The sequence below is a fragment of the Flavobacterium hydrophilum genome (assembly GCF_003202405.1).
GTDB classification, from domain to species: Bacteria; Bacteroidota; Bacteroidia; order Flavobacteriales; family Flavobacteriaceae; genus Flavobacterium; species Flavobacterium hydrophilum.
Window position 1 is genome coordinate 182809 of the sequence record NZ_QJHL01000002.1, and the last position, 13135, is coordinate 195943.

The 13135-nt window shown below is 35.7% G+C and carries 8 protein-coding genes; all 8 read left to right on the forward strand.

Annotated features, from left to right (window positions below; all coding sequences use genetic code 11):
- Nucleotides 1-520: 520 nt before the first annotated feature.
- The 8 genes from DMB68_RS09965 to DMB68_RS10000 all read left to right on the forward strand — a co-directional run bounded on the left by DMB68_RS09965 (nt 521) and on the right by DMB68_RS10000 (nt 13091).
- Nucleotides 521-3583 (forward strand): SusC/RagA family TonB-linked outer membrane protein, encoded by a 3063-nt coding sequence (locus tag DMB68_RS09965; RefSeq protein WP_110346547.1) that lies wholly within the window; start codon nt 521-523, stop codon nt 3581-3583.
- Between the two features lie 26 nt (nt 3584-3609).
- Complete coding sequence (locus DMB68_RS09970) at nt 3610-5190, forward strand: RagB/SusD family nutrient uptake outer membrane protein (protein WP_110346548.1); 1581 nt, start codon at nt 3610-3612, stop codon at nt 5188-5190.
- 129 nt (nt 5191-5319) lie between these two features.
- Complete coding sequence (locus DMB68_RS09975) at nt 5320-6321, forward strand: arabinan endo-1,5-alpha-L-arabinosidase (RefSeq protein ID WP_110346549.1); 1002 nt, start codon at nt 5320-5322, stop codon at nt 6319-6321.
- Nucleotides 6322-6466: 145 nt separating this feature from the next.
- Nucleotides 6467-8014, forward strand: coding sequence for an alpha-N-arabinofuranosidase (locus tag DMB68_RS09980; protein ID WP_110347069.1), 1548 nt, complete (start codon nt 6467-6469; stop codon nt 8012-8014).
- A 12-nt stretch (nt 8015-8026) separates the two neighbouring features.
- Complete coding sequence (locus DMB68_RS09985; RefSeq protein WP_110346550.1) at nt 8027-9646, forward strand: arabinan endo-1,5-alpha-L-arabinosidase; 1620 nt, start codon at nt 8027-8029, stop codon at nt 9644-9646.
- Nucleotides 9647-9745: 99 nt separating this feature from the next.
- Nucleotides 9746-10684: a glycoside hydrolase family 43 protein gene (locus DMB68_RS09990; protein ID WP_165830134.1), complete on the forward strand. Its 939-nt coding sequence runs from the start codon at nt 9746-9748 to the stop codon at nt 10682-10684.
- Nucleotides 10685-10935: 251 nt separating this feature from the next.
- Entirely contained in the window at nt 10936-11913 is a 978-nt protein-coding gene (locus DMB68_RS09995) for an arabinan endo-1,5-alpha-L-arabinosidase (RefSeq protein WP_110346552.1), read from the forward strand.
- Between the two features lie 62 nt (nt 11914-11975).
- Nucleotides 11976-13091 carry a glycoside hydrolase family 43 protein gene (locus DMB68_RS10000; RefSeq protein WP_110347070.1) on the forward strand — a complete coding sequence of 372 codons (1116 nt, stop codon included), beginning with the start codon at nt 11976-11978 and terminating at the stop codon, nt 13089-13091.
- Nucleotides 13092-13135: the final 44 nt, after the last annotated feature.

Sequence of the window (13135 nt, forward strand, 5' to 3'; positions counted from 1 at the left end):
ATATAAACTTCCTAATAGGTTTCATAATTTTATTAATGTTGATTTTACACTTACTAAAATAGTAGAGAAATCTATGTTTCAATTCTGTTTAAAAACGTGTAAAAGTACAATTAAATCTTTTTTATACTAAAATGAGGTTATTTTATTCTTGAAAAAATAGATTTTAAGTAAAAATTAACTTTTTTAGTTGCGTATTTTATTACAGGAATGCTCTCTCTTCCTCTTTTTTCAGACAAAAAACCGATTCTTTATAACTTTTTCTTAACAACTGTTTTTTTGATTAAAAAGTTGGTTTTTAATCAAAAGTGTAGTTTTTACACAAATAAAATCATTAAAACACCTTTTTTTTGAAAAAAACACCAAATTTTAAATGTGTATTTAACACTTAAATTACGATATATATTTTTTTTATTCATTTTTTTTATGAGATTAATTTGTTTTTGCGCTTTTTTTTTACTTAAATTTACAAATGTAAAATTAACACTTATAATAATACACTAACTAACTTAAAAAAACCAGTATGATAACAAACCAAAAATTATTTCTTTATTGGAATTTCGTGTTACCAAAAAAAGAATGGCTTATAGCATTATTTATGCTAGTGTTTTCTGTTAATCTTATGTCGGCTCAGGGCAAAGAGATTAGCGGAATTGTTACTTCGACACAGGACAAGTTGCCTTTGCCGGGAGTAAATGTTACGATAAAAGGAACCAAAACCGGAACCACAACCGGATTTGACGGACAGTATTCGATTAAAGCATCACCAAATGATGTATTAGTTTTTTCATTTATAGGATATCAAAATAAAGAAGTACCAGTAGGAAATCAATCAAAGGTTGATATTGCTTTAGGAGAAGACAGCAATAAATTGAATGAAGTGGTTGTAATTGGATATGGAACACAAAAGAAAGGGGATCTTACCGGTTCTATAAGTGTTGTAAACATGGAAGATGCTAAAAAAACAATTACTTATGATCCTGCAAAAATGTTACAAGGTCAGGTAGCCGGGGTAACAGTTCAGTCATCTGGTGAGCCGGGAGGTTTTGTTAATATTAAGATCAGAGGAATCAATTCATTTACAAATAACAATCCTCTTTTTGTAATTGATGGAATGATCGTTGATTCTCCTTATGATTTTGCTCCTGGAGATATTGAGTCTATGCAGGTTTTAAAAGATGCATCTTCGGCAGCTATTTATGGAGTTCGTGGAGCTAACGGAGTTATCATTATTACAACTAAAAAAGGAAAATTAGGAAAGCTTGATATTAAATACAAATCACTTGTCGGGTTTCAAAATGTAGCCAAAGAATGGTCATTAACAGACAGAGTGGGTTATCAGACAATCACTAATGAAGCAGAAAGAAATAGGGATATTAGACAGGGAGTTCCAATCAATATTGCTCCGGGTAATAACCCGACAAGTCCTTATTACATAAATAATGTGGATACCAACTGGCAGGACGAAGCCTTTCAAACAGGTCTAATTCAAAACCATTCCTTAACTTTTAATGGTGGAGCTGAAAGCTTAGGATACAATATGAATGTGGATTATTTTCAAAATACCAGTTATTTAAATTCACCACAGGATTATGAAAGATTATCTATGAACCTGAATTTATATGGTAAAAAAGGAAAATTTAAATACGGTTCTAAATTAGGGTACACTCAGTCTGATAAAGAAAATTTTAATAGCTGGTCAGGAGCTTCAGCAATTGCAGATTTATTAGGAGCTATTCCAACAATGCCGGTTTATGATGCTAACAGGCTTGGAGGTTATGGAGGTACAGATGTTTTAACTCAAAAAGCAATTTCGATGAACGTAATTGGATTTAATAATTTAATTACCAATAACGGAAAAAGAAACCGTTTTATAGGAGATATATGGGGAGAATTGGAAATTGTTAAAGGCTTAAAATATAAACTGGATGCGAGTTTTGATCGTGTAGACTGGCAAAATAGAAAATATGTTCCGGAAAGTGATTTAGGATGGTATTATACAACTAAGGCAGATAAGGCAACACTAGATGTTTCTACAGGTCATGAATCAAGAACTTTTTTGAATAATTTATTGACTTACGAAATTGCGATTGGAAAGCACAAAATTGATGCTTTAGCAGGTTGGATTCAGGAAAGAACAGATCATTATAATCATTTTTCGCAAGGAGTAGGATATAAGTATGGAAGTATTAGTCAGTTAGAATATGCTACAGTAGGTGTAAGTACAAAAGAGTATAATAGAACAATTACAGGTATTTCTTATTTAAGCCGATTGAATTATTCTTTTGATGATCGCTATTTTGTTACCGGAAACTTTAGACAAGATAAAACATCTCTTTTTGCCGCGGAAAATAATACTGGAAATTTTTACTCATTTTCAGGTGCTTGGAAAATTAGCAGTGAAAAATTTATAAAATTACCAGAATGGTTTAATACAATAAAATTACGAGGTGGTTATGGGGAGTTAGGAAATAACACAATAGCGCCATACGCTTACACCACAACAATTAATAAATTTGCCGGATATGATTTTAATAATGAATTAGCTCCGGGAACAACTGTAGTAAGTGCAGTAGACCCAAATGTAAGCTGGGAAAACACAAGTACAACCAATGTTGCTCTTGAATTAGGATTTTTTAACAATGATCTGCAATTTACAGGAGAATATTATGAAAAGAAATCTACTGGTTTATTAATTGGAGTACCATTACCTTATTCTACCGGAGCATTTCCAGCGAGTGTTGTGACCAATGCCGGAGCGGTAAAAAATACTGGTTTAGAATTTACAACTACGTATAACAATCGTCATCATGAATTTAAATACAATATCTCGGCCAATTTAGGAACTTTGAAAAATGAAGTTACCCAGATAGGAATTAACGGAAATCCAATCTATGGTGCCGCTTCTAAAACAGAAGTGGGCAGGTCAATAGGTGAAATTTTTGCATGGGAAACAAACGGTATTTTTCAGGATGCAGCTGATTTAGCATCTTCACCAACACAGAGTAACGCAGGAATTGGTGATCAGAAATTTAAAGATGTGAATGGTGATGGTGCCATTACAGATGCTGACAGAACGTATCAGGGAGTTACAATTCCAAAATACAGTTATGGTTTCAATTTCAGTGCTGAATATAAAAACTTTGATTTTTCAATGTTTTGGCAAGGTGCAGGGGGACATAAAGTTTTCAACGCAATGTACCGCAATTTAATGATTGGAGATTTTGGTAATCATCATACAGACATGTTAAATTACTGGAGCCCTACCAACACAGATACAAACGTACCGCGTCCGATAATCGGAGATCCTAATGGGAATGCAAGGGATTCCAATAGATTTATAGAAGATGGTGATTACTTAAAATTACAAACGATGCAAATTGGATATACTATTCCATTAAAAGAAAATAAATTTATTCAAAAAGCTAATGTATATGTGAATGGTCAGAATTTGTTAATTCTTAGCAAATATAAAGGTTATGACCCTGATTTCAACAGTAACGATGGATTAATATCAAGAGGATATGATGCTGGATCTTTCCCAAATCCAAGAACTATCTCTTTAGGGGTAGAAATACAGTTTTAAGCTAAAACATTTAAAAAAGAATCAAAATGAAATATAAAATATATAATTATATCACAATTTCCCTTTTACTTTCTGTAGTAATGACAAGCTGTGTAAATGATGAGGATTTAGTACAAGCGGATCCTAATGTGGAAACTGCAGCATCCTATTGGAAAAATGATGAAGATGCTTTAAAAGGTGTAAATGCAGCTTATGGAAGTTTATTGACAGATGGTACTTATATGAGAAGTACCCCCCTTTTATTAGACTTAAAAGGAGATGATACCCGTAGTAACAGCCCATGGGGAGCGATGGCTAACGTTGGACGTTTTAACTCCAATGTTACAGATGCCGCTATTTATGGCTGGGCATATGAAACTTATTATCAGGGAATTTATCGCTCTAATCAGGTTTTGACAAATGTTCCTAATATTAATTTTACGGATGCAGCATTAAAAAACAGAATTTTAGGACAGGCTTATTTTTTAAGAGGATTGTACTTGTTTCATGCCGTAAATATGTTCAAAAAAGTTCCAGTACCTACAACATTGGCAACATTTTATCCTCAAAAATCAGAAGCTGAAGGCTGGGCTCAGGTAATTGCTGACTTTAAATCTGCGTCAGAATTACTGCCAATTACGTATCAGGGAATAAATGGAATTGACACGAAGGATTCTAATGGAGATGCGATAAAAGGGCGTGCAACTAAAGGAGCTGCATTAGGATATTTAGGAAAAGCTTATTTGTTTACTAAAGATTTTCCTAACGCCAGAACAACCTTTAAACAGGTAATAGATTTAGGGGTTTACTCTTTGGTTGCTAACTATCGTGATAACTTTACAGATACAAATGAAAACAATTCAGAATCTCTTTTTGAAGTACAATTTAGCAGAGAAGCAGCTGGTGTTGCACTAGGTTGGGGAGGTATTCCTGCTTCTGAATGGGGAAAAACTTCTGCACGAGCGATTACCTACGGTCCAAGAGGATTTGGATTTACAGATGTACAGCCTACGTTTGCATTATTTAATGAATTTCAATTAGAGAAAACAGTTTCGAATCAGGTTGACCCTCGTTTAGATGCTACGATGTTTTACAATAAACCGGGAGGAATGCAATTGTACGGAAAAGATTTTGCAACACAATATGCAGCAAATCCGGGAGATCTTAATGATTTGTTTTGTAGAAAATATCAAAATTCTGATGGAAATTTTGCAGATGAATTTGACTGGCGTTCAGGAATCAATGAGCGTTTGTTAAGATATGCTGACATCCTTTTAATGTATGCAGAATGTTTAAACGAAACTGGCGATACTCCAGGTGCCTACACTTATATTCAAATGGTAAGAGACAGAGTTAATTTGCCAAATTTAGCAACAGCAAAACCAAACATGTCTCAAATACAAATGAGAGAACAAATTGGTCATGAAAGATTTTTAGAATTTGCTCTCGAAGGTCACCGTTTTGATGATATCCGTCGTTGGGGATGGCTACAGGATGAGGCTAAATTAGCCTGGTTAAAGTCAAGAGATGTAGAGTTTAATTCGTACGTACCAGGAAGAGAGTTTTTCCCAATTCCTCAATTAGAAAAAGATAATAATCCGGGAACGGAACAAAATGACAGTTATTAATATTTATTGAATTAGTTAGATTGCATAATATCATATGGCGGCTTAAAATTGCTATGTGATATTATGTTTTTTAAAAAGAATAGCATACAGAGAAGTTAAATTTATACAGTAACTAAAATTAGCATAACAATGAAAACAATAACAAGTTTGGTTTTATTAGCAATATTATTAGTGGGTTGTCAAAATGAAGACGTTGTTTCTCCAAATGAAGAAGCAAATGCTGTGACTCAGAATTCTCAAAATACAAATTTAACTGCAAAAACTGTGGTAGGAAATGTTCCTTCACATGATCCGAGCACAATTGTAAAAAGCGGTGTTAACTATTATGTTTTTACTACAGGCGATAATATTCCAATGACATACACCAGAGATTTGGCAAACTGGACATGGGGTACCTCAGTATTTACTTCCACTCCGAGCTGGATAACAGGCTATGTTCCTGGGTTTACCAAAACATATTGGGCACCTGATGTTGCCTGGTTCAATAACAGATGGAATATGTATTATTCCTGTTCTACTTTCGGATCGGCTACTTCTGCTATTGGATTGGTAACGGCTCCGTCAATTTCTCAAAGTGCAGGGACAACCTGGACAGACAGAGGTGTAGTTGTCTCTTCTAACTCAGCTTCAGATGTAAATGCAATTGACGCTTCAATTTTAGTTGACGGAAGTAACGTTTACATGGCTTACGGTTCCTGGCATGCCGGAATTGGAGTTGTTCAGATTAATCCTTCCACAGGAAAACCAATCGGCACAAGAACCGTTGTAGCTGGCGGAAACAGTGCTTCATGGGAAGCGCCATGCTTAATTAAAGAAGGCAGTTATTACTATATGTTTGTAAACCGCGGAACTTGCTGCAACGGTGTAAACAGTACCTATTATATCGTAGTGGGCCGTTCCACAAGTCCGTTTGGAACATTTGTGGACAAAAACGGTGTATCCCTAAAAAGCGGAGGTGGAACAACCGTTTTAGCTTCTCAGGGTGACTATATCGGGCCAGGTCATTTATCCAGAATTACCGGAACCCAAAAAGGAGCTGTTCATTATTATAACAAAGCAGACAATGGAAATCCAAAAATGGAAATTGTATACTTTACATGGTCAGGAGGCTGGCCAACACTTAAATACTAAAATTAATATCAAGAGGAAAGTTTTATGACTTTCCTCTTAATAACTTTATCTACAAATCATGAAATGAGCAGAACCAAAATTGGCAAAATACCAATGAAGATATGCGAATTACATAATGACCGATAAAATCAATAAAAATCAACATATGAAAAAGACGTTTTTAATTCTATTTGTTTTTACACTTTGTAATCAAATTACTTTCGCTCAAAAAGAAACTACAGTTGTCACATTAAAAAATGATGACAAAGCTCCTGTTATCAACAAAAATATCTACGGACATTTTGCTGAACATTTAGGGCGCTGTATTTACGGAGGTTTTTTTGTGGGTGATACTTCAAAAATACCAAATACTAAAGGCGTTAGAAATGATATTATTGCGGCTTTAAAAGATTTAAAAATTCCAAACCTAAGATGGCCTGGAGGTTGTTTTGCGGATACGTATCATTGGAAAGACGGAATCGGACCTCAGGAAGAAAGACCAACTATCGTAAATAAATGGTGGGGTGGAGTAACAGAAGATAATAGTTTTGGAACACATGATTTTTTGAATATGTGTGAACTTCTTGAAACTGAGCCTTATTTATCAGGAAATGTTGGAAGCGGAACCGTTCAGGAATTGGCTGACTGGGTTCAGTACACCAACTTTAGCGGTAAAAGTCCGATGAGTGATTTACGTAAAAAGAATGGAAGAACAGAACCGTGGAAAGTTAAATTCTGGGGAATAGGAAACGAAGCCTGGGGCTGCGGAGGAAATATGACTGCTGAATATTATGCTGGAGAATACAGAAAATTTGCCACTTTCATGTCGGATTGGGAAAATACTGGCGGAATTACCCGTATTGCATCAGGATCAAACAGTGCCGATTATAACTGGACAGAAGTTTTAATGAAAAACATTCCGCTTAATATGTTAGGTGGACTTGGTGTACATCATTATGCGGTAATCAACTGGAATAAAAAAGGAGACGGAGTTGATTTTACAGAAGAGCAATATTTTAAAACAATGCAATCTGCTTTAAAAATGGAAGAACTTGTTACGAAACACGGTGCTATAATGGATAAATACGATCCTGAGAAAAAAGTAGCCATGCTGGTTGACGAATGGGGTGGCTGGTATGAAGTAGAAAAAGGAACAAATCCCGGATTTTTATACCAACAGAATACCATGAGAGATGCAGTTTTAGCCGGAGCAACCCTTAATATTTTCAACAACCATGCTGACAGGGTTCGTATGGCAAATTTAGCACAATGTGTTAACGTTTTACAGGCAGTTATCTTAACTGATAAAGCAAAAATGATTACTACACCAACTTATCATGTTATGAAACTGTATGCCGTTCATCAGGATGCAAAATTATTACCTGTAAGTTTTCAGTCGCCTTTGTATACAGTTAATGGAGAATCACTTCCTGCAGTATCGGCTTCGGCTTCAAAAGATAAAAACGGAGCAATTCATATTTCTTTGGTAAATGTTGATGCAAAAAATAAAAACAAAATAGAGATTGATGTAAAAGATCTTGGCGTAAAAAACTTCACAGGAACAATATTAACATCAGCGAAATTACAAGATTACAATTCATTCGATACACCAAATAAAATTGTTCCAACAGTTTTTAAAGGTTTCGAAAACAAAAAAGGAAAACTTGAAATCACTATTCCTCCTTACTCAGTAGTTGTTTTAGAAGGAAAATAAAATATTAAAAAGATGAAAAAATCAAATTCCATTTTAAAAATTACTTCATACGTGGGGTTCTTTTTATTTGCTCTTGCGATAGTAAGCTGTTCAAGCGATGATCCTGCAAATAAAGAAACAGATCCGCCGGTAGTAGTACCACCGGTAGTTACGCCTCCTGCATTTCCGGGACCAACGTATGCTGATAATTATATTTCAATATCTTCATGGAACAGCAGGGCACAATGGAATTTGGCTAACGTTCATGATCCAACAGTTGAAAAATCAGGTGAGTACTATTATATGTATCAAACGGATGCTTCCTATGGAAACGCTCACGACGGTCACGGACATTTTCCTTACAGACGTTCGAAAGACCTTGTTACCTGGGAATATATGGGATCGGCTATGGCTACAGTTCCTGCCTGGGTAAAAGATTCATTAAATAATAAAAGAGCCAGAATGGTGCCAGCTTTACCGGCAATTGAAAATCCAAGGTATGGTTATTGGGCTCCTTACATCAAAAAAGTGGGTAATAAATATCGATTGTATTACAGCATTGTAGTAGATGAACCCATTACAGGAACCAGCTTTGAAACGTCATGGTCAGAAAGGGCTTTTATCGGATTGGCAGAATCAGATGATTTGTCAACGAATGTCTGGGTAGATAAAGGAATGGTAGTATGCTCTGAACCTGATGGAGCAAAACCCTATTCTTTTACAGGAGCCAGAAATTGGGAAAATGCTTATTTCAAATTCAATGCAATCGATCCAACTTTTATACAGACTCCTGAAGGCGACCAATATCTGATTTACGGTTCCTGGCATTCCGGAATTGCATCATTAAAACTGGATCCGTCTACAGGAAAACCATATCAGCTAAAAACTCTAAGCGACTATGGGACACGAATAGCTTCCCGAAGTGCAACAAGCCGTTGGCAGGGCTCTGAAGGTCCTGAAATTATTTACAATCCGGAAACTCAGTACTATTATTTGTTCCTTGCTTATGACGGTCTTGATGTTCCTTATAATACAAGGGTTTGTCGTTCTAAAAGTATTACAGGCCCCTTTTTAGGAATCAATGGTGCTAATGTAACTAATGGTGCTGATTGCTGGCCAATGCTTACACATCCTTATGGATTTAATAATCATACCGGATGGGTTGGATTTGCACATTGCTCTGTTTTTCAAAATCCGGATACTAAACAATGGTTTTATGCATCACAAGCTCGTTTGCCTAAAGATGTACCAAATGTTAATGCTTCTAATGCACTTATGATGGGGCATGTTCGTGCCATAAAATGGACCGAAGACGGCTGGCCGGTAGTAGATCCTGAAAGATATGCAGCTGTACCGGAAACGACAATTACAGAGGCTTCTTTTATTGGAACCTGGGAACAAATTACCATGAATTACCAATATGCTACTATTCAAAAATCGGTTACGATTTATTTAACCGCTGACAAAAAAGTGAGTGGAGGCGCTACTGGTACATGGTCGTATGACAGCACTGCTAAAACATTAACTGTAAATGGTGTAAAATGCAAAGTTAGTGATGCCTGGGATTGGGAATCAGCTACGAGAAAAGTAACGATCAGTTATTCCGGATTAACAACAGCCGGTGTACCGGTTTGGGGTAAAAAAATTAATTAAAAGTCCAATTGCCCTTTCATAACCGGAAGGGCTTTTGCAAATAATATTGCCAATTAAACCATAATGAAAAATCTAATTACATGCGTGTCATTTTTAGTTATGATTGCGTCATGCACAACAGCGGTCGCACAATCTTCTGTAAGCCAAATTGATCCTGCAAAATATAATAATCCAATTATAAAAGATCAATATACAGGTGATCCTGCAGCATTGGTTTACAAAGACAAAGTGTATTTGTATGCAGGTCATGATGAAGCACCAAATGATTTTAACTTTTATAAAATGAACGAATGGGTAGTCTATTCTTCTTCAGATATGAAAAAGTGGGAATCACATCCGGTACCTTTAAAAGTAACCGATTTTGCATGGGCAAGAGGAGATGCCTGGGCTTCGCAGGTTATCGAAAGAAACGGAAAGTTCTACTGGTATGTAACGGTTTCTCATGGAAAAATTGACGGAAAATCAATTGGAGTTGCTGTTTCAGACAGTCCAACCGGACCTTTCAAGGATGCTTTAGGAAAAGCCTTGATTACAAATGATATGACAACTCACACTAAAATAAGCTGGGATGATATTGATCCGACGGTTTATATCGACAATGATGGTCAGGCGTATTTATTCTGGGGGAACACGGTTTGTCATTATGCCAAATTAAAAGAAAACATGACCGAATTAGACGGCCCAATCCAAACAATTGATTTACCAAATTTCACCGAAGCACCGTGGATTCACAAACATAAAAACTGGTATTATTTATCGTATGCGTATCAGTTTCCTGAAAAAATCGCCTATGCCATGAGTAAGTCCATCACTGGTCCTTGGGAATTTAAGGGAATTTTGAATGAATTGGCAGGAAACAGCAATACTAACCATCAGTCGATAATTGACTTTAAAGGGCAATCGTATTTTATTTATCACAATGGAGCCTCACAACCACATGGCGGAAGTTTCAGAAGATCGGTTTGCATGGATAAATTATTTTATAACAAAGACGGAACAATGAAAAGAGTGATTATGACTTCTGAAGGAATTCAATAGGAACAAATTTTAAATTTTCACAATATAAGTGATATAAGTTCATGTAAAATTGGACTTGGAAATTTACTGCTCTTATAACTTACTGATTTAAAAATTTTTCAGCTTAAACAAGCTAAACTTAAATTTACTTACATCACTTATATGGTGAAAAAAGTTTAGTTATAGTTTCAGCTTATATGATTTAAAAACGTTCCAATTCAAAACTAAATTAAATGACCTTATATTACTTATATGGTTAAAAAACATAACGTATGAAGTTTTACATAAAACATATATTTTTTGTTCTAATGATGCTAATAGCTTCAGCTTCATTTGCACAGGAAATTGTAGTACACGATCCGGTTGTCATCAAACAAAAAGACACTTATTATTTGTATTGCACTGGTAAAGGAATCAGTGTTTTTAGCTCGAAAGATTTAAAAAAATGGAATCCCGAACCTCAGGTTTTTGCAGAAAAACCAGTTTGGGCAGATGGCGTTGCGGCAGATTTTAAAAACCATATCTGGGCACCGGATATCTCCTTTCACAATAACATTTATTATCTGTATTATTCGGTTTCGGCTTTCGCCAAAAATACTTCGGCAATTGGTGTTGCGACCAATACAACATTAGATCCAAAAGATAAAAATTACAAATGGGTCGATCACGGAATTGTGATTCAGTCACAGCCTAACCGTGACATGTGGAATGCCATTGATCCGAATTTAGTTTTTGATGAAAATAATACAGCCTGGCTCTCTTTTGGTTCGTTTTGGGAAGGATTAAAACTGGTAAAATTAAATCCGGATTTAAAATCGATTGCACAGCCTCAGGAATGGCACACGATTTCGAAACGTAAAAGAAGCTTTGAATTAGCAGATGCTGATCCCGGCGACGGCGCACTTGAAGCTCCTTTTATTTTTAAGAAAAATGGTTATTACTACCAATTCCTTTCCTGGGATTTATGCTGTCGCGGGGAAAAAAGCACTTATAAAGTAGTCGTAGGAAGATCTAAAAATGTCACAGGACCTTATGTTGATAAAGAGGGAAAACCTTTAAACCAGGGTGGAGGAAGTCTAATGGTTCAGGGCGACGAAAACTACTTTGGCGCAGGCCATAACAGCGCATACACTTTTGATGGAAAAGATTATATTTTTTACCATGCATACGAAAAGAAAACGAACGGAACGCCAAGATTAGTAGTCAAAGAAATGCAATGGGATAGTGACTTATGGCCTGTTTTAAAATAAGAATAAAATATTGAATGTCTGAGTTCCTTACAAATAAATTAATTCAAACAAAAAAGTATAACATGCAAACAAACATATTAAAAAATCTGGCACTTTCAGCCGTTGTTTTGTTAAGTATCACTTCCTGTACAGATAAAAAAGCAGAAAAAGAGCTGTCTAAAGAACAAGTGACTACTACAAAAACAACCTTAACGAACAAACCTATTGTATTGCAAAGAGCAGATCCTTTTATCTACAAGCATACAGATGGATATTACTATTTTACAGGATCGGTACCAACCTACGACGCTATAGAGTTAAGACGAGCAAAGTCTATTGATGAACTTCAAAAAGCTGAAACTTTCAGAGTATGGGAAAAACATAAAAGCGGCCCCATGAGCCGTCATGTCTGGGCTCCGGAACTTCATTATTTAGATGGAAAATGGTACGTATATTTTGCAGCAAGCCAAGAAGACGATATTTGGAAATTAAGACCTTATGTTTTGGAGTGTACAGGTCAGGATCCTTTACATGACAAGTGGATTGAACTTGGGCAAATGCAGGCAGCTGACGCAGATCCAAAAAGCTTTACCGATTTTTCTCTGGACGGAACTGTATTTGAGCATAAAAATAAACGCTATTTCTGTTGGGCAGAAAAAACCGGCGGGCAGTTCGCAGCTTCTAATTTGTATTTAGCCGAAATGGAATCACCCGTAAAACTAAAAACAGTTCAATTCATGTTAACGACTCCGGATTATGATTGGGAACGCATAGGTTTTTGGGTAAATGAAGGTCCTGCAGTTATTAAAAACAAAGGGAAAATTTACATTACTTTTTCGGCAAGTGCTACTGGTGCCTGTTACAGTATGGGAATGATGGAAGCAGATGAAAATGCTGATTTACTAGATAGAAATTCCTGGAAAAAATCCAGATATCCGGTATTAAAAACCAATGAAGCAAAACATGTTTATGGGCCAGGTCATAACTCCTTCACAGTAGATGAAAACGGAGAACCATTAGTAATTTATCATGCAAGGGATTACGAAAAAGCTGTTGGTGATCCAAAAGTTGTGCCTGCGACAGATAAAAGACCGTTGAAAGAAATTATTGCAGATCCGTTATATGATCCTAATCGTCATGCGAGAATGATGAAATTAAAATTTGATAAAAATGGTACACCAATATTCGAATTTAACTAAAAACTCCGAATAGGAATGTTGAGGAATCTTTGGCAGCGCCAACC